Source organism: Acidithiobacillus sp. (genome assembly GCF_023229925.1).
Classification (GTDB): Bacteria; Pseudomonadota; Gammaproteobacteria; order Acidithiobacillales; family Acidithiobacillaceae; genus Acidithiobacillus.
This window is the reverse complement of the sequence record NZ_JALNYM010000001.1, coordinates 491,762-517,728: the sequence shown is the minus strand read 5'-3', so window position 1 is coordinate 517,728 and position 25,967 is coordinate 491,762. Positions and strand designations below refer to the sequence as shown.

The window sequence follows — 25,967 nt, the reverse complement described above, 5'->3', positions numbered from 1 at the left end:
AAACAACCGGTAGCCCTGCAGTGCAGGCGCTACCGCAGAAGCTCACGCAGTGCTATCCTAGCCCTCAAATACCGCACCGCAAAATGATAGAAGAGCTGCCGAACATGCCAACACTCGCCTGGGTAGGGAAGGACAAGGTCGTCAACCACCACCACGAGGTGCCGTTCAGGGTCTTCAACAAGCAGTACACTTTTGAGGCCACGCCTGGCACCCTTACCAACAGCACGGATAACCGCTGACAATCCGATGATCTGCAAACCTCGTGACCAAGCCTGGCGACAATTAGCGGAACAAGAGTTAGAGCTGCTGCTCGGTTGTGCGCTAACTCCCAGACACAGGGACTTGGTGCGCAATGAACTCTACCGGTTTCGCTCCGGCAACAAGGGCGAGCGGGATACCGCCTACTACCTCGACGTCCGATTTCGGGACACTTCCAACTGGATCGTTCTCCACGACCTTCGTCTCACCAACGGCACCGACGTTGTCCAAATCGATCACCTGCTCATCAATCGCGTTATGGAGTTCTTCGTCCTTGAAACCAAACGCTTTCAAGGTAAAACTCTCCGAATTACGGAGGAGGGAGAGTTCTTGCTGGAAGAGAACGAGCAGGTTCGCTCACTTCCGTCCCCCCTCGCTCAGAATGACCGCCACATTACCATCCTCAAGCGAATCCTGCAGGCGCAACAGATTCTCCCCAAAAAACTTTTCTCACCGGTCTTTTACAACTACGTTCTGATCCATCCCGACACCCGGATTGAACGACCTGATTCTCAACGATTTAGCACCCAAAATCTCTGCAAATCCGATCTCTTTTACCAGGAAATCAATCGGCTCCTGCAACTGAATGCGTTCACGAACTTTTTCCACAACGTAGCCCGGCTGCACTCCGTCGTGGGCAAGGACACCCTCCAGAACCTTGGTCAAGCGATTCTTCGGCTTCATCAACCCGGGCGTCCCGATTACAAAAAGCAATTCGGGATTACCCCCGAGGAGATCTCCTCGGGGGCACCGACTTCAAAACCCTCCCCGGCCGCCCAGGAAATCGAGGGGTTCTTTTGTTTTCATTGCAAGGAGTCTATCTCTCCGGAAGAAGCCCGCTTCTGTTTTAAACGAAAAGAGCGCTTCCAGGGGCGTCCCTATTGCCGGAAACATCAGCAGGAGTTCTCCGTTCGTCATGAGTAAGTCAGCCAGAAGGGCTAGGTTCTGCGGCCAACTTTACCGGAAATAGGCAGCTTCAACCCCATGTTCATCTAGCCGATATCAGCCTGTCTCACACAGCCATTCCTGCATATAGGTGGTGGCGTTCTCGCCATCCCCCATCTTCTCGAAACCCATCAAGCGTATCGACTGCGGGCTGATGAGCACCAGCTTGGGGTCGTACAGCGGGGGCAGCGGGCGTGCATCGCGGGGCAAGGCCGGTTCCAGCGCGGCCACCAGGTGGCATTGTTGCTGGTAGGTGCGCAAATCCCCACGAACCGGCGTTTGCCGCGTTATCGCTTCCGCCTTGAGGCGTCGCCCGCGAACGCGCAGGGGGTATACACTGACTAGCATGAGCCGATTCCTTTGGTGCTGTATTTCTTTACAGTATACCCTTTTCCAAGAGGTGCGCCATGTGCGGACGCTACGCCGTTGACCCCCGTAAGCTCGAAAGGCTGGTCAGGCTGCTCTCCTTGCCAGAGCCAAAATTCACGGCCCACTTTGATATTCATCCCAGCCAAACCGTGCCTGTAATCCGGGATGCCGGGAATGGGCCGGAATGGGCGATGATGCGTTGGGGACTCGTGCCCCACTGGGCCAAGGAAGCGAAAACTGCATACAGCACCTTCAATGCCCGCGTCGAGACCGCGGCCCAAAAGCCCGCCTTTCGTGAACCCTGGAAACACCGTCGTTGCATCATTCCGGCCACGGGCTTCTATGAATGGCAGGCTCTTGAGTCCGGCAAGAAGCAGCCCTGGTACTTCGACAGCGGCGATGGGCAGGCGTTAGCCCTGGCAGGGCTTTGGGACCACTGGACGGACGGCATCGCCGCCCTGGACAGTTGCACCATTCTGGTAGGGTCGCCCGATCCTGCCGTCACCGGCATTCATGACCGAAGTCCGGTCATGCTGGGGGATACCGCCTTGCGGCTTTGGATCAGTCCGGCATTGAAGCCGGAAGATGTTTCCCGCGTGCTGGCCTTGCCGCATGACACGCTGAAGGTGCAACCCGTGTCCCGTGTGGCGGAAGATGGGCTGCACCCGCTGACAGCCTGACGCGCTTTGCTTCCCGTGCTATAACAACACAAAGAAACAGAAGGAAGCTCCATGCCGCGCGGACCAGCCAAGAAGAAGACCGAAGAACCCACCAGCCAAAGCCTCGAATCCAAACTCTGGGCCACCGCTGACAAGCTGCGCGGCCATCTGGACGCCGCTGACTATAAGCATGTGGTGCTGGGCCTCATCTTCCTGAAGTACATCTCGGATCGCTTTGCCCAGCGACATGCGGAAATATTGGCTGAAGGTCCCGGCGCCGACCCCGAAGACCGCGACGAATACACGGCGGAAGGCGTGTTTTGGGTGCCCGCGTCCGCCCGCTGGCATGTGGTCCAGGCCGCCGCCAAGCAGACCGACATCGGTACGCGCATTGATGACGCCATGACCGAGATCGAGCGGGAAAACCCCAAGCTGAGAGGCATCCTGCCCAAAGGCTACGCCCGCCCTACCCTCGACCAACGCCGCCTGGGTGAACTGGTAGACCTCATCGGCACTATTGGGCTGGGTACGGCAGAACACCAGGCCCGCGACACCCTGGGCCGCGTCTATGAATACTTTTTGGGCATGTTCGCCAGCGCGGAAGGTAAACGGGGTGGTGAGTTCTACACCCCGGCTTCCGTGGTACGTGTTCTGGTCACCATGCTGGCCCCGTACAAGGGTCGCATCTATGACCCCTGCTGCGGGTCCGGCGGCATGTTCGTCCAGTCGGAAAAGTTCATCGAGGCCCACGGCGGCAAGGTGGGCGACATCAGTGTGTACGGGGAAGAGTCCAACCCCAACACCTGGAAGCTGGCCCTCATGAATCTGGCCATTCGCGGCATCGAGGCCGATCTGGGACCGGAAGCGGCGGACACCTTCCATAAAGACCTGCATCCTGATCTGCGGGCGGACTACATCCTCGCCAATCCGCCCTTCAACATATCGGACTGGGGCGGCGACCTGCTGCGGGACGACAAACGCTGGCAGCATGGGATACCGCCCACGGGCAACGCCAACTTCGCCTGGATGCAGCACATGGTCCATCACCTGGCCCCCTACGGCATCGCCGGTTTCGTGCTGGCGAACGGGTCCATGTCATCCAACACCAGCGGCGAGGGTGAAATCCGCAAGAACCTCATCGAAGCGGACATGGTGGACTGCATGGTGGCCCTGCCCGGCCAGCTTTTCTACAGCACCCAGATTCCCGTCTGCCTTTGGTTCCTGGCGAAGAACCGGGATGATGGACGCGGCATGGCTGGCAAGGAACTGTTTGAACGCACCGGCGAGGTGCTGTTCATTGATGCCCGCAACATGGGCTTCATGGCGGACCGCACCCATCGGGAACTGAGCGACGAAGATATCCAGAAGATCGCCGACGCTTACCACAACTGGCGCGGCGATGGTGAAGGGGAATATGCGGATGTGCCCGGCTTCTGTAAGGCGGCGAGTCTGGACGAGATCCGCAAGAACGGCCATGTACTGACGCCGGGGCGATACGTTGGTGCGGCGGCCAAGGATGACGACGGTGAGCCGTTTGAGGAAAAAATGGCGCGGCTGACCAAAGACCTGTCGGAACAGTTGGCTGAGGGACGGCGGCTGGAAGACGAGATGTTGAAGAACTTTCGGGTGTTGGGGTATGAACTGTAACAGTTAATTATAGGGGATATTGCCATGACTGGATCACTACCGGACTGTTGTGCAGAAAACAAAATCACCAACAGGGCAGAGTTGATTGATTGCCTTGAGGCCCTAGAAGATACAAATAATTTGACAATAGAGGCTCTTGAAGAACGACTAAATCATTTGACCGTTATGCGTAATACGGATCATTTGGGGATGTTCAGGGAAGATGAGGGGTTATTGGACATTTACACCCGTGCCACAATTACTTTAGAGACCGCTATTGATGCCCTACGAAAAACGCATTCGCATAAATGAAAAACAGTCGGCTAACAATTTCACAGTGAGAAGCCATGATTCAGGAACTGGATACCGTCATTCTAGTGAAAGACTACCCCGACCAGGCATTGGTGAAAGGGGATATGGGTGCGGTGATCATGGTTCATGATGGCGGGAAAGCTTTTGAGGTGGAATTTGTCACGCTTGCCGGTGATGTGCTGGGCGTGCTGACGCTTACCGCCGATAAGATACGACCTATATCGGCGCGGGATGTGCCGCATGTGAGGGTGGCGTGAATATTTTATGATTGAGGATTGGCAGGAAACACGAGTTGAAGACATTGCCGAAAGGATAGCGATGGGTCCTTTTGGCTCTGACATAAAGGTAGATAACTTTGTCCCTCAAGGCGTACCCATAATCAGAGGCGGCAACCTATCATCAGGACGTTTTAATGATGACAACTTTGTCTATCTAACAGAGGAAAAGGCAGATAAGCTATCCGCCGCGAACGCTTTTCAGGACGATATTGTATTCACACATAGAGGAACCCTAGGGCAGGTAGGTATTATACCAAAAACTAAATTTGCTCGATATGTAGTATCTCAGAGTCAAATGAAGCTAACCTGCAAGACGAACTTGGCCGCCCCGCCTTTCATTTACTATTTCTTCAAGTCAAACATCGGGCAACAGGCGTTATTGATAAACACATCGCAGACGGGGGTTCCTGCGATAAGTCGGCCTGTAACTTCTCTTAAAAATATTACCATATTGCTTCCATCCCTATCCGAACAACGCCGCATCGCCCACATCCTGGGCACGCTGGACGACAAGATCGAGAACAACCGCAAGACGGCGAAGACCCTGGAAGCCATGGCGCAGGCCATCTTCAAGTCGTGGTTCGTGGACTTCGACCCGGTACGCGCCAAGATGGCCGGGGAATCCCCGGAAAGCATCTGCAAGCGGCTGAAGCTCACGCCCGAGATACTGGACCTGTTCCCGGATAGGCTGGTGGACTCGGAATTGGGGGAGATTCCTGAGGGGTGGCTTACTACTACGCTTGGGTCAATCACCAGCCGCATTAAACGGGGTCTTTCACCAGCCTATTCTGATGGTTATGGTATTTTAGTTCTTAACCAAAAGTGTATTCGTGAATTTATGGTAGATACTTCGAAAGCACGTAGACATGACCCAGCTGTGCGTAGTATCGAAGGGCTATTGCTAGAAGTCGGTGACGTTCTAGTGAATTCAACAGGGGTTGGAACCCTTGGGCGTGTTGCTCAAGTGCTACACATCCAGGAATCCAGCATAATCGATTCGCATGTGACGCTAGTTCGACCAGATAAGAAATATCCATGGTCATACCTTGGTCAACTAGTCATGACTTTGCAGCCTCAGATTGAAGAGATGGGAGAAGGTTCTACCGGCCAGACCGAATTATCTCGTGGCAAGCTTGCCAACCTACATATCACGCTTCCAACCACCTCTATCCTGGAAAAGTATCACAAGATAATTTTACCTGTAAAGGGTAGAATATCCGATTGCGAACGGCAAATTCAGATATTAAAAAACATAAGAGACACCCTTCTTCCCAAACTTATATCCGGCAAAATCCGCGTACCTGATAGCGAAGTAATAGTTGAGGAAGCACTGTAATGCAGCCCAGAGGGTACGAAAGTATATACCATAACAACCACAATGTTTTTATATTAGGGGCAGGTTTTTCAGTGGATGCTGGACTGCCCATTGTAAAAAACTTCATAAAACAAATGCGTTTAGCAGCATCAAGTGGTAATAACGCCACCAACCGTGAGATTATTGAGGGAATCAATGGCGTGCTACAGTGGCGGTTGTTTTCCGGCTCAGCGGCCCACAGATGCAAAATTGATCCCAACAACATTGAAGAACTTTTTAGCCTTATTGATGGTGACCAGGGGGGAAATGGTCGATCAATGGGGAAAAAAGAAACCATGCAAAAAGCCATTGTTAGTACTTTATCATTTTGTGCCGGGCACAATCCGAAGGAGGACATGAAAACGCGACTATTCTTGCAGTTAGGAAACAGAAGCAAGCTCAACAAAATATATTTAGAGGACAAAAAAGATAAAAGTGGTAAACAGAACTCATGGATATTACCGGTTTATGATGCCATAGCGTCCGTGTTGTCAGGCAATATTTGCCCAGTCGAAATTGATTCACAATCGCAAAGAAACACAATAATTACGTTTAACTATGATACCGTTGTAGAGGACGCCTTTGAACGAATTGGTGCAAAATTCAACCTTGGACTGCCTGATGTTCCAAATCTGTCAGTAGACTCAGACTACAGTTGCAACTCCTCAGAGCAAGACGACGATGTGACAAGCATATTCAAACTTCATGGTTCGATTAATTGGAAGCTTGAGCATTCAGAACCATTGAAGCTCATCATTAGAAAGTCTGTAGATAGTTTGTGGTCCCAGGTCAGCCAACTAAATAATTATATTCTCGAACCGCCCACTTGGAACAAAGGGCGAAGCGCAGAAATACTACAACGTCTTTGGGATGCTTCTCTTTCTTCAATAAGAAATGCTACTAGGATCTTCATCATTGGCTATTCATTGCCAGAGACAGACATGCACTTCAAATATCTCATGGCTAGTGGTCTCGCACAGAATATTTCACTCGAAAGTATTTGTTTTGTAAATCCAGCGGTCAAAGATTCAGCAGAATTTGACGCTCTCTCTGAAAGAGTTTTTCGTATCTTTCGAGAAGAACTTAAAACAGATGGAACAATCGAATTCGTACCAAACACTGCCACATCATTTATATTAGCAGAGAATACTAGCCGTTCCCTAAATAGTGGTTTGCTACCATTCAGACTGTATCCTGACCTAGAGCATTCTTTCTTTTCAAAAGTTGAATAATATTAGATGACTAATCTCAACGAATCCACCATCGAACACCACGCCATCACCCAGTTCAAGGAACTGGGCTACGCCTACGCCTTCGGCCCTGACATTGGCCCCGACAGCGATCACAAAGAACGCGCCGATTACGATGAAACCCTGCTGCCCGACCGCCTGCGCCAGGCCATCCACACGCTGAATCCCTCTACCCCCAAGGACATCAGGGACGAAGCCCTGCGCATGGTGCGGGATGCCGCCCTCGGCGGTTTGATGACTCAGAATAACCTCATCCAGCGCATGTTGGTGGAAGGCGTGCGGGTGGCCCATCAGGTGGACGGCGAGGAGCGCGGCATCATCGTTCGCCTCATCGACTTCGCGGACCCCGAGCGCAATGACTTCCTTGTTCTGAACCAATACACCGTCATCCACAACCGCATCAACCGCCGCGCCGATCTCGTGGTCTTCGTGAACGGCATACCGCTGGGCCTCTTTGAACTCAAGAACATGGCAGACGCCAATGCCACCATCCGCAAGGCATGGAACCAGTTGCAGACCTATCAGGCCGATATCCCGAACCTCATGGCCTACAACGCCGTGCTGGTGGTCAGCGATGGCCTCAAGGCCGCCATGGGCTGTCTGGGTGCCCCTTATGAACGCTTTCTGCCCTGGAAGACCATCGATGGGCAGGAACTCATGGATCGGGGGGATGATCCCCTGCGTTTTCTGATTCACGGTATTTTTGAGCCAAAACGCTTTCTCGATATGCTGCGGTACTTTATCGCCTTTGAAGACGATGGCCGCAAACTCAGCAAGAAGATCGCCGCCTATCATCAATTCCATGCCGCCCAGAAGGCCCTGCTGACCACTTTGGCGGCGGCAGGCATCGGCGGCGACCGCAGGGGTGGTGTGGTCTGGCATACCCAGGGGTCCGGCAAAAGCCTCACCATGCTCTTCTTCGCAGGCATGCTCATCCAGCACCCGGCCCTGGAAAACCCCACCATCGTCATGCTCACCGACCGCACGAACCTGGACACCCAGTTGTTCGATACCTTTGCGGCGGGCAGCCAGCTTTTACGGCAAGACCCGCAACAGGCCGAGAGCGTTGGTGACCTTCGGGAACTGCTGCAAAGGGCTTCCGGTGGCGTCATCTTCAGCACCATCCAGAAATTCCAGAAAGACCGCCACGAACCCCAGGGCAAGCACCCGGTATTGTCCGACCGGAAGAACATCATCGTCATGGTGGACGAGGCGCAGCGCAGTCAGTATGAGATTCTGGATGGTTACGCCGCCAACCTGCGGGCGGCCTTGCCCAACGCGACCTTCGTGGCCTTCACCGGCACCCCGCTGGAACTGGATGATCGGGACACGCGGGTGGTGTTCGGCGATTACATCGACATCTACGACATCCAGCGGGCCGTGGAAGATGGGGCCACCGTCCCGATTTATTACGAAAGCCGTCTGGTGCGTCTCAACCTGCCGGAAGATCAGCGGCCCCTCATCGACAGTACCTTTGAGGAAATCACCGAAGACGACGAGCAGGAAAGCAAGGAACGTCTGAAAACCCGCTGGGCGCAACTGGAAGCACTGGTGGGCGCCCCCAAGCGGGTGGAACAGATTGCCGTGGATATGCTGGACCACTGGGAAAAGCGTAAAAGCATCCTGTCCGGCAAGGCCATGATCGTCGCCATGAGCCGCCGAATCGCCGTGGAACTCTATGATGCTATCATCCGTATCCATCCCGATTGGCACAGCGATGACGACACCCAAGGCCGCATCAAGGTGGTCATGACCGGTTCGGCCAGCGATCCCATCGAATGGAAGCAGCACATTCGCAGCAAAAGAGGTTGTGAGGATATTGGCGACCGCCTCAAAGACCCTAATGACCCGCTAGAGATCGTCATCGTCCGGGATATGTGGCTGACGGGCTTTGACGCCCCTGCCCTGAATACACTCTATGTGGACAAGCCCATGCGTGGGCATAGCCTCATGCAGGCCATCGCCCGGGTCAATCGGGTCTTCACCAACAAGTCCGGTGGGCTGGTGGTGGACTACATCGGCATCGCCCAGGATCTGAAAAACGCCATTGCGACGTATACCCGATCCGGTGGCAAGGGCAATCCGGCGGAAACCGTGCAGGCCGCCATCAAGGTGCTGCTGGAAAAGCTGGATATCTGCCGTAGCATTTTCCACGACTGCGATTATCAGGATTACTTGAACGGGGATGGTTCCGAGAAGGTCGCCACCCTGCGTAAGGCCACAGAGTTCATTCTGTCCCAGGAAATCACGGAAGAAGGCATCAAAAGACGCTTCCGCAATGCCACGTCCGGCCTGAAAAAGGCAGCCACTTTGGCCGCCGGCGACGATATGGTGGAACGCTGCCGCACCGAGATCATTTTCTTCCTTAGCGTCCGCGCCACCCTGGACAAGACCAGCGACGCGGAATCCCTGGTGGAAGAGCAGGAATACGCCATTCGCCAGTTGATTGACCAGTCCATCGCCCCGGAAGGCGTGGTGGACCTGTATGCGGTGGCGGGGCTGCCCAAAAGCGAAATATCCCTGCTGTCCGATGAGTTCATCCACCAGATCGAGGCCATGCCCGAAAAGAATCTGGCCCTGGAAATGCTGCGAAGGCTGCTACAGGACAAGGTGCGCAAGGAAGGCAAAGGCAATCTCATCCAGAGCAAAGCCTTTTCGGAAAAGCTGGATGAAGCCCTGCGCAAGTATCACAACCGTTCGGTGGATACCGTCGAGGTGATGCAGGAACTCATCGAACTGGCGAAGGCGTTACAAAAACTGGATCAGCGCCATGCGGAACTGGGTCTGAGCAAGGACGAGGCGGCGTTTTATGATGCCCTGGCGACCAACGATTCCGCCGCACAGGCCATGGGCGACGATGCCCTGAAAATGATTGCCAAGGAAGTGGCCGACACCGTGCGTCAAAATACCCGCATCGACTGGTCCATCCGCGAACAGGCGCGGGCGCATCTGCGAAGGATGGTAAAGCGGGTTTTGCGGAAGCATGGGTATCCGCCCGACATGCAGGAAGGGGCGGTGAATATGGTTATTGAGCAGGCTGAGGGGTTGGTGGCATAATCGCCAAAAGGCGAACTGCCCCCCGATACCGCGCATCCCGCCATTTTAATGCTGGATTATCTACAGAAACACGGTAAAGTCAGCCTGGAATATTTGGCAATAGCAGACAGCCCCGTTTCAAGCGGCCAATCGTGTGCCCGTGCCTCTTCTGGCGTTGTCGGACAGGCATAAATGATGTAGTGTTTTTTACGATCGTGCGCATTCCGAAAGCACCAATGACGAGTGAAGATTGGAAGCGGTCATTCAGCAGCAGAATGACATCATTCGCCCCGCCGCCGCCGTTCGCCCTGCTGCTACGAACGACAGGAATGCAGCGGAAGCAGGCATTCCCGGGCCGCTTTGGGAGGAGTAATATCAGCCACAGCCAGTCAGTCATGCGTTCTGTGGGTCAGCCGTTTGAGTGGCTGTTTCCGGCGGCAAAGCAGATACCTCAAGGTGGACAGCGAGGCGTCCGCCTATTCAGGCATGCATATAGTGGCAGAGAGATGTTAAGGGTCAAACAATCAGTACGTTACCATATGTTTTGACGGGTTTCTTTATTTATTGTTAGCGGAATTAATCATGACCATCGATGAACGTCTCGCCTTTTTCGAAAAGAACTTTGATCTAATTGCTGTTGGAACCCATTCCCGAGGCGACAAACATTTCATCTCTGATGGCAAGTCGAGGTTGTGCCGCTTCTGTCAGAAGGATGAAAATGAAACGACATTTAGGAATGAGTCTCACGCGATTCCAGAATGTTTAGGGAACCATCAATTAATTCTTCTAGATGAATGTGACGAGTGCAACACGTTTTTCTCCAACAAACTAGAGGATCATCTTGATAAGTTCACGAAGCCGTATCGTATAGCAGGCCAAATTGCAGGAAAGAAAGGTATCCCCAAATACAGAACTGATAACAAAAAGAACAGGATCGAGTTCAATGAGTTGCCAACAGTAAAATCACAGACTGGCGAAGAGTTTTTTCTGATAGACGACAAAAAAAAAGAAATAACTATAAAACTTCACCAAGAGCCCCATATTCCTATCGCCGTCTATAAAGCTCTGCTGAAGATCGCCATTTCTGTTATCAAAGAGAAAAATGAGTTAGGCGCGTTTAGGCATACCATTGGCTGGCTTTTAAACCAAGATTTGACTATTTCGGTTATTAAACCGACGCTGCTAATGCAGGCGTTTGTGCCCGGCCCGAGGCCAACCAATGGAGTATTCGTATCTCTCTTTCGAAGAAAAGCGGCAGTCTCAAATGTTCCTTACGCAATTTTTGTAATCGCTTTTGGAAACGTTATATTTCAGCTGATCGTGCCATCACATATCGATGACGGTGTCAGCATGTCAGTTCAATTGCCTTTCTTGCCCTCACCGTTTGAGATTATAGACTGGCCGTACGGTGATCTGAAATTTGGATCGCATGATCTTTCAGGAACTGAAAAGGTCGGCAGAGAGCTTTCTATTGTGTACAGCTTTGAGCAAATGATTGAGGTTGATCCAAAAATCATAGAATGATTCTAACAAATCATTCCAGCGGACGGCTTTCAGCCGCCACTGAATTCAAAGGTTATGCCCCATACGCTCGGCCTTGCTCAGCTCCTAAATTTGCGATGGCATTGTTTTAACCGAGAACATTTTTCCCCAAAACGGACTAATCAAAATGCTCCAAGATGAAATAGAAAATGCGCAGCGACTAGTACGCACCGATGCGTACCAATTATCTGTTGGTGAAATCGCTAATATGTATAAGAACGGCGAGTTTATTATCAATCCAGATTTTCAACGTTTGTTTAGGTGGGAAATAGGGCAAAAGTCAAAACTGATCGAATCCCTTCTCTTGGGCATACCAGTCCCCTCTGTTTTTGTTTTCGAGAGGGAGGATTCAACATGGGAATTAGTTGATGGGCTGCAGAGAATTTCGACGCTTTTGGAGTTTATGGGCGAATTGATAGACCCAACAACTAGCGCTTTAAAGCCCCCTATTGCGCTGGTGGCGACCAAGTATTTGCCGTCGCTGGACAAAGTTGTATGGGAGAAATCTGACCAGGTCCTGGATGTATCAATCGAAGAACAAATAGAATTTTCAGGGCCACAGAAATTATCGATTAAGCGTAGTCGTCTCAGCGTAGAGATCTTGAAAAGACCTAGCGATAATAAAACGAAATACGATCTCTTCCAGAGATTAAATGCCGGTGGAACTGCTGCAAATGCACAGGAACTACGAAACTGCATAATCATCATGGTAAATGAGGATTATGCGACATTTATGCGGTCTTTGTCAGTCTCTTTGGACTTCTTGGCGGTGCTGTCGGCGAGTGAAGATCAGATTGAAAAACAAAGACACATGGAATATGTATCTCGCTTTCTTGTTCATACATATATTCAGTATGGCGGGAAACTAGATGTCGAAGAGTTTATTGATGAAAGCATTGTCGAACTAGCCACACAAAATGAAACGCAGCACGCCGGAGCAACATTCAACACCACTTTTAGCCTGTTAAACCAAGCTTTTGGTTCTGATGCATTGCGCCGTATTCAAGACGGCAATCCGACGGGTAGAGTGGGTCTGGCTGCTTTTGAGTGTATTGCTGTTGGGGTGGCAAAGAATATTACGCACATCCAATCACAACCTAATCCCGTGGAGCATGTAAAACAAAGGATACGGGAGTTTTGGGATAGCCAAAATGTTGACAATTTCTTTTCATCTGGGCTGCGGGGCACTGTAAGGATTCAACGCACAGTACCTTTTGGCGAGAACTGGTTCTCTGTATGACCAAGCCGTACACAGAACAGGATTTGTCAAATATATTTGATTCTGACCTTATTTGGCGAAGAAAGGAATTGTCAGATATGAAGTCAGCTATTTGCGCTGCCGACAGCGTATCAAGGCATGCGCTGTTGCGCGCCCTTGTAGCAATGAGCTATGCGCATTGGGAAGGCTATGTGCGCACCTGTGCCACACGATATTTTGAACACCTAACGTTACGAAAAAAAACTTTCTCAGATTACGAACGTCAAATCTATATCAATAGCGTGCTAGGCAGGTTAGATGCACTATATCAATCTCGCACTAGTATAAAAGAGCGCTGCACCTTGATTAACGATATATTGGATGGGGCAGGTCGTAGATTTGCCCACATTAATCAAGATTTAATCGACACAAGATCAAACCTCAATACCGATGTAACAAAAGATATTTGTCTAATATGCGGAATAGACTCGGAACATTTTGAGGATAAGCGGACTTTTATTGATTTGCTGCTTCTCAAGCGGCGGAATGCAATTGCACATGGCCAACAAGCGTTCATACCCGTAGAGGAAATCGATGATTTCGTCGCTAATGTGCTGTCCATTATGCGCGTGTTTCGAAATCTCTTAGAGAATAAAGTTTATACAAAGGCGTATGCAGCATAACAATCGCCTCCTAGTGACAGCAAAGCCGCTACGCGCTTTTACAGCACCTGAGGCGTAGCGTTACGAGCAGAAAAGGCGACTGCTTTGCGCCATACACCTGCCTTTAAAGTTGTGATGGCCTGACCGGCAGTTACCGACCGGATGATGTCATTTGCTTTCCGCTGCTGAATGTCTGCAATCTGTACCTGCCCTTCAACAAGCAGCCTCGACCGACAGCTCTTGGCCGATACTACTCGTTCCTGTTCCCAGTGGAAATTCTGTTTACGCTGGCAACACCCATGCAGTTATTTCTGGTCGACGTAGCCAGACTCTGTATCAGTGAGATAATTGAAAAATGTTCTATAGACATCGGGAAGTGACCGGTTACTGAGGTTCCACCACAACCGCCGTCCCATAAGCCGTGACCTCATTCATGGCCTGCCCTTGTCCAGCGTCAAACTCACCGGAATCAAATCGCATCCCCAGAACGGCATTGGCGCCGAGGGACCAGGCATGCTCGGCCAGTTGTTCCAGGGCATCATCGCGGGTCTGGGCAATCATTTTGAGGTAACCGGCCTGCTTTCCGCCGAAGATCGCGCGGACGCTACCCAGAAAATTGCCGACGATATTGCGGGATCGGACACCCGTGCCATAGACCGGCCCGATGACCCGGACAATACGCATGCCGGGGCAGTCGTTGATGGTAAGGATGAGGACAGGACTAGCTTCAGTTGACGTGGACACGCTGGTATCTTCCATTTATTCCAAGACTATCAATGCCGCACCTCATCATCCGACCGCAAATCCTCGCTGATGCCAGTCTCGTCATCCTCGGCGTCGTTCAGCAGGATAGCAACGATCCCCGCATCCCTCATTACGTCATAGACCATCACAAATGCCTCGGATCTGGACCAGCCTGCCTCGCCGTAATCAACCTGGATAGTCCAGTAGTCCTCTGGCGATTCACACAGATCAATCACCAGGCTTATCTCGTCCGGTTCATGAATAAAGGCATCCAGGTCCGATGTGCCTAATTCGGTGATGGCCTCCATCAAAGCTTCCGAAAACTCCTTTTCCAAATCTATCGCGTCGTTACTGTCTATCAGATCACCGGTGAACACCCGACTAACCATCACCCCTTGCAGCCCCCTGCTGGGGTGCGAGGTGCGAACCCCGCACCGCGTCCACCAATATTTTACCCGAAATATGCGTGTACCGCTTCATCAACTGTCTGGATTTATGCCCGGTGAGGCCTGTACGGTCATGACGGGGATAGCCTTCTCGCAGAACCTGCTCGTGGCCTCATGGCGCAAATCATGGAAGGTCAGCCCCACGATCCCGGCTTTCTTCACGGCCTTAGTGTAGCTGGCCCGCATGCCGTCGTTGGTGTACCGCCAGTGGGACTCCGGAAAACAGCCTCACCGGCTGAAACCAGCTGGATATAGCGCCTCTACGAATATCCTGGCCGGGGCCTCCCGTGCGTGGTGCTCTTGGCCTCGGGTCTCAATGTAACTAGTTATTGCACGGCAAATGCAATATTGCAAAGTCGATGTTATAGCCTGCAAGGTCCGGATCACCTGGGCTGTGCGCTGGTCCCAGTTACCCAGCCTTCGGTTCTGAAAGTTTCTCGGCCAACCGTCCGGGCTCCTGGCCGCGCTTAATTTATGCTTAATTATCCATCGTTGCGTAATTTATCGGTTTGGCGATAATTGTGCGTAAGTTGGTTCAGGATCATAGCGAAACCCAATGGCTCCCGCCGAATTGCGCCAGAGTTGGCCTACCTGGCACTGCTCGTGCCAGACGTTGAGGAGGTCAGGGTCACTCATGGGACCTCCTCTTGGGTCTTGCTGGTACGCTGAGCCGGCATCCCCCGCCCACGCGGTTGGATGATGACCTCCAGCCCTAACGTGTGCAGCGCCTTCAGGATTTTGCCGATCTCGGCGGTCTCCTTGCCGCGTTCAAACTCCGACAGGAAGCGCGTACTCAGGTTACCAAGCCCGGAGACCGCGACCGATCATGGAAGGTCAAGCCCTCGATGCTCGCCCGCTTCAAAACTTTATTGTAGCTGGCCCGCATGCCGCCATTGGTGTACTTCCAGACCCTGACGTTCTCACCGCTACCCCTGTGCCTGTTGCCGCTGTAAAGCCGCTTCCGCACACTCGGACAGTGGCGCGATACGCGCTGCGCCGTTTCTTTATGTCCGGCAGGTACACCGTGTGTTCGATCCAGTTCAAATGCCGCCATTTCCTAGACAAAAGCTCACCCTGCCGCCTACACCCGCGGTACTAATGCAACATGGGATCCGAAATTTGTGCTAACAACTGAACATGAAGCAAATCAGCTGTTGCGCTCAAGGCATGTGTTGAGACAACAAAGTGATGCTTTTCTACAAAACAATGATAATTTTTTACTATTGATAATTTTATATTAAGTATCATATAGATAGGTGCGCAACACATTCCGTATATACTAAGAATACGAAGCTTTATATATTGGCTTAACAGCATATTCGACTATCTACAAGGTGTCCTATGCTAAACGAGATCGCCGCGGTCACTAAATAGGGCTGCGGGCAATCGCAGGGCCAGCCATAAGCTCGGTATCGCCGCAGCAAAGGCCAGTAGAAAGAACTCCACAAACCCCACCCGCGCCGCAAGAAAGCCGCTAAACCCGCCGACGATGGTAGCTGCAACAGACATCAAGGCGGAGCCAATAGCGAAGTGCGTCGCTTGATAGCTACCCTGGCAGCGCTGCATGAGAAAAACCATCAAAACGGCGGTGCCGAGACCAGCCGCCGCCTGCTCAAAGGCCACCGTGATGCCGACCCACCAGACAGAAGGCATCGCCCAGGCTAGCCACGCATAGGCGGGTATCGCCAGAGACTGGATAAAAGTCAATGGAAACAGGACGCGGCGCAGCCCCCATCGGGATATGACGATCCCCCCCAGCAAGGCACCACCGATACCCGTCACGGTGCCGACGGTGCCGGTGAGAATGCCGCGTGCTACCAGGCCGTAGCCCAGATGGTTAAGAAATGGTGTCACCATCGCAAACATCATGGCGTCACCAGCACGGAAAAGGAGAATAAAGGCTATGGCCCAAACGATTCCTGGTTGCTGCATATAGGTCGAAAAGGCCTCGCGCACTGCGCGCCAGTGCTGTCCCTGATGGCTCGTAGCCACTGGTGGTGGAAGTACGCGCTGATGAAAAGCCGCCAATCCCCACATCATCGCTGCCGCCGTTAAAAAACAAACGGTCCAGGACACCCATCCGGCAAGGATGACGAGTGCACCATTTCCCACCAGCATGGCCACTCGATAGGCAGCGACCCGTAGTCCCGAAAAGGCTGCCTGATCGGATGGATTGAGCGTTTGGATGTAATAACCGTCTACGGACATGTCATGGGTAGCCGACATGAAGGCCATTAACATAAAAATTTTGGCGGCGAGGTCTAGATCCAGGTGTTGTGCTGGCCAGACCAGCAAGGCAGCCACGCCACCCAGAATGACTTCCATTACCACCAGCCAACGCTTTTTGTTCGCGAAAAGGTCGATCAATGGGCTCCAGAACAGTTTTAAATTCCAGGGCAGACCGAAAAAAGAAAGTAATCCTATGACCTGCAAACCTGCCCCGGCATAGGTAAAAAACTGTACGGATACCTGCTGCACCAGCGAATAAGGCAAGCCTTCCGCGTAATACGTGCTGGCAATCCATCCGAAAGTTTTGATTTTTTTTCGCAAGGCTCATCCGAATATAAAAACCCCCGCATTGCGGGGGTTAGACGGCTAAATAAGCCCGTTAAGCAGATTTCGGGGGTGCAAAGGGCTTTTGCGCCAGCACCCACGAGGCCAATTCTTTGGCTTCGGAAAGCCCCGCCTTGGCCATCTGATCGGTGTTCATCAACAAAGTGTCCACTCGCCTACCGAGCGTCGAAAACCGCCGGCGAGGCGGTCGCCCCGTACTGTCATCATCACCCTGGGTGGATCCAGAACCCTGGTTACTGCTCGTAGCCGCGCTATTACCCGACGCGGCATAGGTTCTGGACTACCCAGATAGCGAATTAGTTCGTGGAAGAACCGGAGCTGTCGCCGGAAACTGCGCCAGAAGAATCGCTGCTGGTGGTGGCACTGGTGTCAGGCGCAGCGGATTCCATCGGGGTAGTAGCACTGCTTTCCGTGGTGGCAGATTCGGTGGTGGTAGTGGTGGTGGTTGCACTGCTATCAGCGGGAGCGGTGGTTTCTTCCTTCTTGGCACAGGCCGAGGCAAGAGCGATGACACCGGCAACAAGGATGATACGGGCAACAGGCTTAATCTTGGCAATATCTAACATGTTTTCAATTCTCCTTACGTAGATTCCACGGGATGACAGCGTCAACCGCTAAATATATAGCGCAAATGACTCTAACATGGTAGCACTAATTTCTGCTGTGCCAAATATCGCCAGTCGCAACAGAAGCAAGCGCACACATACTAAGCCTAGCACAGCGCGGCGGCAAGGTGAGCGTTGCGAGTCCAAGATCATTGTTCATGGGGTGTCGGCCCTACGTTTGCTCCGCTCCGTATTATATGATACGATGCGCTGTTAATCTGTAATAAAGAAATGGGTTACACTAGGGAGCACGTTGCCATGCCACTTACCTCTTCTGATGCTGACTACGAGGCATTGCGCCCAGTCAAACTTCAAACCATTCGTGAGGCAATCCGACCTGAACGCTACCAGCGCTCAGCCCATATCGCCATTGCGTGGTATGCATTCGACGCACTCCTCTACCTGTCCGCCATCGCTGGTGCGTTGCTCGTCGAAGCTTGGTGGTCCAAGCTCCTGTTTGGGCTCCTTGCGGGGTCGGCGGTCGCTTTCATGTTCGTTTGGGCGCACGACGCGGCGCATGGGGCCCTTTTCCAGAACAAGCGCACTGCCGAAATCATGGGCACAATCTTCATGCTGCCCTCGCTGAACATGTATCGTCTTTGGGCCTTCGGGCATAACCGCGTTCATCATGGCTTTACCAGCCTGACTGCTATTGACTGGATATGGCGTCCCTGGACACCCCAAGAGTATCGAAGCAAGCCAGTTTGGCAGAAACTGATCTACCGCCTGGAACGCAGCCCTTATACTTGTGCCTTGCACTATCTGTTGCGGGTGTGGTGGCCGGGCATGGTGCGTTTCAAAGCGGACGCCAACAGCAAGGATCGGCGGGCGTTTTTCTATAGTAAAATGGTGACGCTGTCGTTTTTCATCAGCTTTTCCGCGCTGGCGGATTGGGCTGCAGGTCCGATGGGTGTCATTGCGGCGGTGATTCTGCCTTTTCTGTTGTTCAACTACTATATCGCTTTATTTGTCTTTCTCCATCACACGCATCCTAAAGTACCCTTCTTTTCGGAGAAAGAGGAGTGGAGCCAGAGCATCGGCCAACTTTATTGCAGTACTATTGTGCGTTGCTCCAAGATCAGTGAGTATCTGATCCACAGTATTCTGATTCACACACCACATCATGTGGACCCGCGAATTCCCTTCTACCATCTAAAGGGTGCCTACGAAGACTTACGCGCGGAATACGGCCAGTATATTCATGAAATGCGCTTCAGCTTTTTTGAGGTTCGACGCATTTTCAAGGAATGCAAGCTATATGATTATGAGGGAAAATGTTGGATGAGCTTCCGTTCCGGCCGTAGCTGGATTGAGGAAAAGGCCGCTGACATCGCTGCATCCGCCGCCTCTTCTGTGTACCCAGGCAAGACGGCGCACTGAGTATATGGTGTTAAAAAACATCCTATGCCCCCACCCGGCGTGATTCAATCTTCTGAGAAGTCCGGGTGCTGGTTTCCCTGTGCGGGAGTGGGTGTATTGAGTGCCTGAAGGTGTAAAATTTTCAGAAGTCGTTCAACCAGTGGGTACAAAAGTACTGCGGATACTGCCAGATAGACCACTCCAGAGTACAGGGCGTAGGCGCTGGCGAAAAGTTTAGCGGTGGTGCCATGCAGGTTAGAAACCGGACCCATGCCGCTCAGGATCATGCTTGCATTAAGTAGACTATCGATCCAGCTGATACGAGCTAGCAAATGATAGCCCAGTATACCCATGCCGAGAGAGAACAGCATGAATGCTAATCCAACCCCGGAGTAGCGTAGTTGCCGCCACAGAAATTCTGTTCGGCTATGCAGATGTAGGGGTTGATGCGTACGCATATTCATGGCGTTATCCCAGTTTAAAAAACGCCGGGTTGTCAGTCAGCCATAGTACTGACGATACCAGGCTACAAAATGTTGCAGCCCCTCGCGCAAGGGGGTGTCTGGAGCAAAGCCAACGCTCTGCTGTAATTCCGAAATGTCGGCATAGGTGGCAACTACGTCGCCATCCTGCATGGGGAGCCATTCAACCTGCGCGGATTTGCCGAGGCACCCCTCCAGCGTATGGATGAAGTCCGTGAGCGCAATGGGCGTATGGTTACCAATGTTGTGAACGCGGAATGGTGCCGCACTGCTTGCCGGATCTTCCGGCCAGATATTTTGCGCTTCGGGTGCATGCGGAATGAGTCGCGTCACCCCTTCGATGATGTCATCAATATAGGTGAAGTCACGCCGCATATGGCCGTGGTTGAATACGGGGATGGGCTGTCCGGCCAGAATTTTCTGTGTGAAACTGAAGTAGGCCATATCAGGGCGCCCCCAAGGCCCGTAGACCGTAAAAAATCGCAATCCCGTGCTGGGGATGCCATAAAGATGGGCGTAGCTATGCGCCATAAGTTCGCCTGCCCGTTTGGTAGCCGCATAGAAGCTGACCGGATGATCCACGGGATCATGGACACTGTAAGGCAGGCGATTATTGGCACCATATACCGAGCTAGAGGAAGCGAAGAGCAGATGGTTCACCCCTTGCGCACGGCAGCCTTCCAGCATGTTCAGAAAGCCGACAACATTGCTGTCCACATAGCTGTGTGGCGCTTTCAGGGAATGCCGCACTCCCGCCTGGGCAGCCAGATTGATGACGACATCAAAGTGGGGACCCGCAAAGAGCGTCTGCATACCCTCTCGATCGGCGAGGTCCAGAGGTTTAAATTGAAAAGCGGGATGTCCCTCGAGTTGCGCCAGACGATCCCTTTTCAGGCCAGGATCATAGTAATCATTGAGATTGTCTATGCCGCTGACGATCCAGCCGTCTGCCAGTAAGCGACGGGCCATATGAAAACCGATGAAACCCGCAACACCGGTAACCAGTGCCCGCCCGTCCATCAATCCGAGCGCTCCGCCAGCCATTGCACGTAGCGATCGACCCCCTGCTCCACCGTCAGGAAGGGTTTGGTATATCCCGCGCTACGCAACTTGTTCACTTTTGCCTGGGTAAAGCTTTGATATTTGCCATTTAAGGCCTCGGGCATGCTGACGTAGCGAATAGTCTGCGCTTTCTGCAGTGCAAGTAGGTTTTGTGGCGGTCGGTCTGCACGGCGTTCCAGGCTATTGATGACGGCGACAGCCACTTCGTTGAAACTCTGTGCCTGCCCGGTGCCCACATTGTAGATTCCGCTGTGCGGGCGATCCAAAAAGTGCATATTGACGGCGACCACATCGTCTATGTGAATGAAATCTCGCCGCTGCTCGCCATCGCCATAGCCGCCCGTACCCGCGAACAAGCGAACATGATTATCCATCTGGTATTGCTTGAAAAAGTGCAGCGCCACGGAAGCCATGCGATTTTTGTGGAACTCGCGTGGACCGTAGACATTGAAATAACGAAAGCCATGCACCGGGGCGCGCAAATCTGTCCACATCCGTCGGAGATATTGGTCGAATTGAAATTTGCTGAATCCGTAGATGTTGAGCGGAGATTCCGCGGCACGCTCCTCGACGAAAGCGCCAGTCATCCCATAGACAGACGCACTGGAGGCGTAGAGGAAGGGGACATTATGGTGCTGACACCAATGTAGTAGTGCTTTACTGAAGGCGAAGTTGTTTTCCATGACGTAACGGCCGTCTGTGGCCATGGTGTCGGAACAGGCGCCTTCGTGGAAAATGGCGTCAACACCCTTCAAGTGGCCATTCTCTATCAGGCGAAGAAAAGCCTCCGCCTCCATGTAGTCGGTAATTTCCAGATCGGTGAGATTGAGAAATTTGTCGGCGCGGGTCAGGTGGTCCACGACGAGAATATCCGTAATGCCTCGCTGATTGAGGGCTTGTACGAGATTGGCGCCAATAAAACCGGCACCGCCAGTGACGATGTACATGCGTGATCCTCCTTTTCGAGCTATGATAGCAGAAAGCAGGCGTCTTCCCATAAGGCGCTACCGCCCTGCTCTTTTCCCGGCTTTGACCTACTCTATTCCGGCTGCAAAAAATAAAATGGTGTCCCTATGAGGGTGCCGCCATGTCCGAGGAGGAACATGCAAGACCACGGTCTATTGACGATTATCCTGCTCCTGGCTACCGGAGTGCTGCTGGTTGGCTTTCTGCGTTACTTGGGTCTGCCGGCGGTGTTTGCTTATCTGCTGACTGGCATCATTCTCGGTCCACATGCCCTGGCAGTCGTGCCAGATCTCGCCAGTACCCGGCAACTCGCTGCTTTCGGCGTAGTTTTCCTGATGTTTAGCATCGGGCTGGAATTCAGTCTGGCGCAGTTTCTGAGTATGCGTCGTCTGGTGTTCGGGATGGGACTGGCCCAGGTGGTCTTGACCAGCCTGCTTTTCGTCGGTATCGCGTTACTCATCCCGCTTTCCTGGAAGACAGGGGTGATCCTTGGCGGGATTCTGGCCATGTCATCCACTGCCATGGTCGTGCGCGCACTGGCCGAAAAAATGGAAATGCAGACCCGGCATGGACGTATTGCAGTGAGTGTGTTGCTTTTTCAGGACCTGGCCGTAGTGCCGCTACTGATTCTGATCCCTGCCCTTGCCGGTTCGACCACTAATTTGCCTCATGATTTGGCTATGGCCGGACTCAAGGCGGTGCTGGTACTGTTGGTCTTGCTGGTGATCGGGCGGCCGGTGATGCGGCCCTGGTTTCAGTTCGTGGCCAACCGCAAGTCCACAGAGCTATTTATGCTCAACGTGTTACTGGTGACCTTGGGTCTGGCATGGATCACCGAACAGGCGGGATTGTCGCTGGCCTTGGGGGCCTTTGTGGCGGGGATGCTGATTTCTGAGACGGCTTACCGTTATCAGGTGGAAGCGGACATCGCGCCTTTCCGCGACATTTTGCTGGGACTCTTTTTCGTCACCATCGGTATGCTCGTGGATCTCCCGGCGTGGTGGGCGAATCTGGCCTGGGTTTTAATCGTGCTGGCCATGATTTTGCTGCTGAAGGGTGTGTTGGTCTGGGCACTGGCCCGTCTTTTCGGCTACGAACCGGGCGTGGCATTGCGCTCAGCCATTGTGCTGGCGCAGGCGGGAGAGTTTGGCTTTGTGCTGCTGGCTTTGGCCAATCAATACCAATTGTTGCCTGCCCATGTGCTGCAACCGGTCCTGGGTGGCATGCTCCTGTCCATGATGCTGGCGCCCATCCTGGTGGAGCGCAATGGCTGGCTGGCGCGCCAACTGGTGGGTAGCTATCGCAGCCATCGCGATCAGCAATTGGCCGATATCCGCTCGGCAAATTTGCAGGCCCATGTCGTGCTCTGTGGCTACGGCAGGGTGGGACAAAGTGTGGGGCGGGTCTTGGAAGAAGAAGGTATTCCCTTTATGGCCCTTGATCTGGACCCGGTACGCGTACGACAGGCGCAGTCCGCGGGTGAATCCATCTTTTATGGAGATGCCAGTCGCCGCGATGTATTGCAGGCGGCAGGGATTTTTTCGGCCCGGGCCGTAGTGATCACCTACGCGAACGTCGCGTCCAGCCAGAGGGTCCTCTCTATTATCAAAGAGTTGCGCCCGGACTTGCCGGTGGTCGTCCGCGCCCACGACGACAGTCAGTTAGAAAAGCTGGAGGCTGCGGGGGCGGATGAAGTCGTGCCGGAAGTGACCGAAGGTGCGCTGATGCTGGCTTCACAGGCCCTCTTGCTGATTGGCTTCCCGATCAGTACGGTGCTGCGTAGGGTACGCCGTTTCCGGCAGGAACGGTATCAGTTTTTTCGGGGAGCCTTTTGGGGAAGTTCGGAACAGGGCGAAGATCAGAGTTCGGCGCGTCTTGCGTCCATCGCTCTGGGTGAAACGGCCTTTGGCCTCCATCTCAGTCTGCGCGAACTGAACCTGACCAGTTTCGGAGTGGCTGTCGTGGCTGTGCGCCGCCATGGGATACGCGGGCGCGAACCCTCTCCCGATACGGTACTCATGCCTGGGGATGTGCTAGTGTTGTTCGGGACGCCCGCGGCGCTCACCAAAGCCGAGCTCTATGTTCTGGAAGGCAATACGATACAGGAGGCGGCAACGGCGTGAGCCGATGGACGACGTTGAGTGGTAACGGAGTTTGCGCAGTGCTATGTTTAACGGCTCCCCGTTCATCGATATGAACACCTTCACCGAGTCATTTTTATGCCGACATCCATTGATTCTACCCTAGCCGAAACGCGCCTTTTTTCCGTCCCCCCTGATTTTGCCAATCAGGCCAATATGGATGCGGAAACCTTTGTACGCATGAACCAGCAAGCGATAGAGGATCCTGATCGCTTTTGGGGGGATTTGGCGCGCCGATATCTGGACTGGGGCGTCCCGTTTCAACAGGTGCTGGAGTCCGTTCATGCCCCTTTTTATCGCTGGTTCAGCGATGGTCAGCTCAATGTGGCGCACAACTGCGTGGATCGCCATCTGCAAGGTGCGACCCGGCACAAAGCGGCCCTGATCTGGGAGGGCGAGGATGGCAGCGTCCAAACCCTGACCTACGCGCAGTTACACCGCGAAATGTGCCTTTTTGCCAATGCCCTCAAACATCAGGGGGTGCAAAAGGGGGATCGGGTCGCGATTTACATGCCCATGGTGCCAGAGGCGGTCATCGCCATGCTCGCCTGTGCGCGGATCGGGGCGATCCATACGGTGGTGTTTGGCGGATTCTCGGCGGAAGCCCTCAAGGATCGTCTGGAGGATACGGATGCCAAGGTACTGGTCACCGCCGACGGCGCCTGGCGCGCAGGCAAGGTCGTGCCACTCAAACGCCATGCGGATCAGGCTCTGCTGCGGGAGCATGAACACGCCGTGCGGCGGGTTATTGTCCTGCGTCGTACCGGCGCCGAAATCGATATGCAGGAAGGCCGTGACCTCTGGTGGGAGGATGTCATCGTCGGCATGAGCGCCGATTGCCCTGCCCTCCCCATGCAGGCTGAGGACCCCCTCTTCATCCTCTACACCTCGGGCAGCACCGGTAAACCCAAGGGTGTTTTTCATAGCAGTGCGGGCTATTTGCTCTGGACCATGCTCACCACGCGCTGGGTTTTCGACATCAAGCCTGAGGATGTCTACTGGTGTACCGCCGACATCGGCTGGATCACCGGCCATAGCTATGTGGTCTACGGTCCGCTGGCTAATGGGGCCACCGTCTTCCTCTATGAAGGGGCACCCATGTATCCGCAGCCGGACCGATTCTGGAGAATGATTGCGCGGCATGGCATCAGTATTCTCTACACCGCCCCGACGGCGGTGCGCGCCTTCATGAAAATGGGCGACGAATGGCCGCAGCGCCATGATCTCTCCAGCCTGCGGCTCTTGGGTTCGGTGGGTGAACCCATGAATCCGGAGGCCTGGATGTGGTATTACGAACAGATTGGCGGCGGGCACTGCCCGGTAGTCGATACCTGGTGGCAGACGGAAACCGGGGGGCACCTGATCGCCCCGTTGCCTGGCGTGACCGCCAACAAGCCGGGCTCTTGCGCCCTCCCCCTCCCCGGCATCAGCGCGCGCATTGTGAATGACCAGGGCGACCCCATCACGGCCCCCGATGCCGGTGGCTACCTGGTCATTGATCGGCCGTGGCCGGGCATGCTGCGGGGCGTCTGGGGTAATCCAGAGCGCTATGTGGAAAGCTATTGGGCCAAGTTTGATAATCGCTACTACATTGCCGGAGACAGCGCGCGCCGCGATGCGGATGGTTATTTCTGGGTAATGGGGCGTATTGATGACGTGCTCAATGTCTCCGGGCATCGCCTGGGTACGGCGGAGGTGGAATCGGCGTTGGTGGCACATCCTGCGATCGCGGAAGCGGCGGTGGTGGGGATTCCTCATGAAATCAAAGGCGAGGCCATTTGTGCTTTTGTCATACTGAAACATCAACATCTGGGCGATGATCGCGATGAACTGGGTGCGGCGCTGCGCGCGCAGGTAACCGAACTGATTGGTGCGATTGCCCGTCCCGACGACATCCGTTTCACCGATGCCCTGCCCAAAACCCGTTCCGGCAAGATCATGCGTCGCCTGCTGCGCTCCATTGCCCGTGGTGAGGAGGTTACCCAAGACACAAGCACGTTGGAAGATGAAGGGACCTTACAGAATCTGAATACCGTAAGGGGATAAGCACTCCCCGCACCATGCACACGGTAGCGTCATCAAAATGTCATCTTGCTCTG

25 protein-coding genes are annotated in these 25,967 nt (G+C 53.5%); 15 read left to right on the top strand and 10 right to left on the bottom strand.

What is annotated here, in order from left to right; all coding sequences use genetic code 11:
- The first annotated feature begins 104 nt into the window (after positions 1–104).
- Both M0P56_RS02705 and M0P56_RS02700 read left to right on the top strand, forming a co-directional pair.
- Complete coding sequence (locus M0P56_RS02705; RefSeq protein ID WP_291508507.1) at positions 105–239, top strand: hypothetical protein; 135 nt, start codon at positions 105–107, stop codon at positions 237–239.
- 106 nt (positions 240–345) lie between these two features.
- Positions 346–1,182: a nuclease-related domain-containing protein gene (locus M0P56_RS02700; RefSeq protein WP_291508506.1), complete on the top strand. Its 837-nt coding sequence runs from the start codon at positions 346–348 to the stop codon at positions 1,180–1,182.
- A 78-nt stretch (positions 1,183–1,260) separates the two neighbouring features.
- On the opposite strand, the gene M0P56_RS02695 is transcribed toward M0P56_RS02700, so the two are convergent.
- A complete protein-coding gene (locus M0P56_RS02695; RefSeq protein ID WP_291508505.1) occupies positions 1,261–1,551 on the bottom strand; it encodes a hypothetical protein in 291 nt (96 codons plus the stop codon).
- A gap of 59 nt (positions 1,552–1,610) precedes the next feature.
- On the opposite strand from M0P56_RS02695, the gene M0P56_RS02690 reads away from it, so the two are divergent.
- The 10 genes from M0P56_RS02690 (at position 1,611) to M0P56_RS02645 (ending at position 13,510) form a co-directional block, all read left to right on the top strand.
- Positions 1,611–2,252 carry an SOS response-associated peptidase gene (locus M0P56_RS02690; RefSeq protein ID WP_291508504.1) on the top strand — a complete coding sequence of 214 codons (642 nt, stop codon included), beginning with the start codon at positions 1,611–1,613 and terminating at the stop codon, positions 2,250–2,252.
- Positions 2,253–2,303: 51 nt separating this feature from the next.
- A complete protein-coding gene (locus M0P56_RS02685) occupies positions 2,304–3,878 on the top strand; it encodes a class I SAM-dependent DNA methyltransferase (RefSeq protein ID WP_291508503.1) in 1,575 nt (524 codons plus the stop codon).
- A 24-nt stretch (positions 3,879–3,902) separates the two neighbouring features.
- Entirely contained in the window at positions 3,903–4,169 is a 267-nt protein-coding gene (locus M0P56_RS02680; RefSeq protein ID WP_291508502.1) for a hypothetical protein, read from the top strand.
- A gap of 35 nt (positions 4,170–4,204) precedes the next feature.
- Positions 4,205–4,426 (top strand): DUF4926 domain-containing protein, encoded by a 222-nt coding sequence (locus M0P56_RS02675; protein ID WP_291508501.1) that lies wholly within the window; start codon positions 4,205–4,207, stop codon positions 4,424–4,426.
- A gap of 7 nt (positions 4,427–4,433) precedes the next feature.
- Positions 4,434–5,783 carry a restriction endonuclease subunit S gene (locus M0P56_RS02670; RefSeq protein WP_291508500.1) on the top strand — a complete coding sequence of 450 codons (1,350 nt, stop codon included), beginning with the start codon at positions 4,434–4,436 and terminating at the stop codon, positions 5,781–5,783.
- Complete coding sequence (locus M0P56_RS02665; RefSeq protein ID WP_291508499.1) at positions 5,783–7,033, top strand: SIR2 family protein; 1,251 nt, start codon at positions 5,783–5,785, stop codon at positions 7,031–7,033. The genes M0P56_RS02670 and M0P56_RS02665 overlap by 1 nt, the downstream gene beginning before the upstream one ends.
- A 6-nt stretch (positions 7,034–7,039) precedes the next feature.
- Positions 7,040–10,108: a type I restriction endonuclease subunit R gene (locus M0P56_RS02660; RefSeq protein WP_291508498.1), complete on the top strand. Its 3,069-nt coding sequence runs from the start codon at positions 7,040–7,042 to the stop codon at positions 10,106–10,108.
- A 561-nt stretch (positions 10,109–10,669) separates the two neighbouring features.
- A complete protein-coding gene (locus M0P56_RS02655) occupies positions 10,670–11,611 on the top strand; it encodes an HNH endonuclease (RefSeq protein WP_291508497.1) in 942 nt (313 codons plus the stop codon).
- A 145-nt stretch (positions 11,612–11,756) separates the two neighbouring features.
- The gene (locus tag M0P56_RS02650; protein WP_291508496.1) at positions 11,757–12,869 is read left to right on the top strand and encodes a DUF262 domain-containing protein; all 1,113 of its coding nucleotides are present in this window, start codon (positions 11,757–11,759) and stop codon (positions 12,867–12,869) included.
- A complete protein-coding gene (locus M0P56_RS02645) occupies positions 12,866–13,510 on the top strand; it encodes an MAE_28990/MAE_18760 family HEPN-like nuclease (RefSeq protein ID WP_291508495.1) in 645 nt (214 codons plus the stop codon). Before M0P56_RS02650 ends, M0P56_RS02645 begins: the two co-directional genes overlap by 4 nt.
- 363 nt (positions 13,511–13,873) lie before the next feature.
- Here the strand turns inward: M0P56_RS02645 and M0P56_RS02640 are convergent, their stop codons facing one another.
- From M0P56_RS02640 to M0P56_RS02615, 6 genes are all read right to left on the bottom strand, one after another.
- Entirely contained in the window at positions 13,874–14,233 is a 360-nt protein-coding gene (locus M0P56_RS02640) for a YbjQ family protein (protein WP_291508494.1), read from the bottom strand.
- A 29-nt stretch (positions 14,234–14,262) separates the two neighbouring features.
- On the bottom strand, positions 14,263–14,625 hold the full coding sequence (locus tag M0P56_RS02635; protein WP_291508493.1) for a hypothetical protein: 363 nt from the start codon (positions 14,623–14,625) through the stop codon (positions 14,263–14,265).
- Between the two features lie 87 nt (positions 14,626–14,712).
- Entirely contained in the window at positions 14,713–14,865 is a 153-nt protein-coding gene (locus tag M0P56_RS02630) for a tyrosine-type recombinase/integrase (protein ID WP_291508492.1), read from the bottom strand.
- A gap of 315 nt (positions 14,866–15,180) precedes the next feature.
- Positions 15,181–15,315 carry a hypothetical protein gene (locus tag M0P56_RS02625; RefSeq protein ID WP_291508491.1) on the bottom strand — a complete coding sequence of 45 codons (135 nt, stop codon included), beginning with the start codon at positions 15,313–15,315 and terminating at the stop codon, positions 15,181–15,183.
- Positions 15,316–16,023: 708 nt separating this feature from the next.
- On the bottom strand, positions 16,024–17,229 hold the full coding sequence (locus M0P56_RS02620; protein ID WP_291508490.1) for an MFS transporter: 1,206 nt from the start codon (positions 17,227–17,229) through the stop codon (positions 16,024–16,026).
- Positions 17,230–17,549: 320 nt separating this feature from the next.
- Positions 17,550–17,819, bottom strand: coding sequence for a hypothetical protein (locus M0P56_RS02615; RefSeq protein ID WP_291508489.1), 270 nt, complete (start codon positions 17,817–17,819; stop codon positions 17,550–17,552).
- A gap of 297 nt (positions 17,820–18,116) precedes the next feature.
- Between M0P56_RS02615 and M0P56_RS02610 the strand changes: the two genes are divergently transcribed.
- On the top strand, positions 18,117–19,238 hold the full coding sequence (locus tag M0P56_RS02610) for a fatty acid desaturase (protein ID WP_291508488.1): 1,122 nt from the start codon (positions 18,117–18,119) through the stop codon (positions 19,236–19,238).
- Positions 19,239–19,282: 44 nt separating this feature from the next.
- Here M0P56_RS02610 and M0P56_RS02605 read toward each other — a convergent pair whose 3' ends face one another.
- Genes M0P56_RS02605 through rfaD form a run of 3 tightly spaced genes read right to left on the bottom strand, consistent with a single transcriptional unit; the run spans position 19,283 to position 21,708 of the window.
- Positions 19,283–19,681 carry a hypothetical protein gene (locus tag M0P56_RS02605; RefSeq protein ID WP_291508487.1) on the bottom strand — a complete coding sequence of 133 codons (399 nt, stop codon included), beginning with the start codon at positions 19,679–19,681 and terminating at the stop codon, positions 19,283–19,285.
- 36 nt (positions 19,682–19,717) lie between these two features.
- Complete coding sequence (locus M0P56_RS02600) at positions 19,718–20,719, bottom strand: NAD-dependent epimerase (RefSeq protein WP_291508486.1); 1,002 nt, start codon at positions 20,717–20,719, stop codon at positions 19,718–19,720.
- Entirely contained in the window at positions 20,719–21,708 is a 990-nt protein-coding gene (gene rfaD, locus M0P56_RS02595) for an ADP-glyceromanno-heptose 6-epimerase (protein ID WP_291508485.1), read from the bottom strand. Before rfaD ends, M0P56_RS02600 begins: the two co-directional genes overlap by 1 nt.
- A 156-nt stretch (positions 21,709–21,864) precedes the next feature.
- On the opposite strand from rfaD, the gene M0P56_RS02590 reads away from it, so the two are divergent.
- Complete coding sequence (locus M0P56_RS02590; RefSeq protein WP_291508484.1) at positions 21,865–23,850, top strand: monovalent cation:proton antiporter family protein; 1,986 nt, start codon at positions 21,865–21,867, stop codon at positions 23,848–23,850.
- Between the two features lie 96 nt (positions 23,851–23,946).
- Positions 23,947–25,914: an acetate--CoA ligase gene (gene acs / locus M0P56_RS02585; protein WP_291508483.1), complete on the top strand. Its 1,968-nt coding sequence runs from the start codon at positions 23,947–23,949 to the stop codon at positions 25,912–25,914.
- Positions 25,915–25,967: the final 53 nt, after the last annotated feature.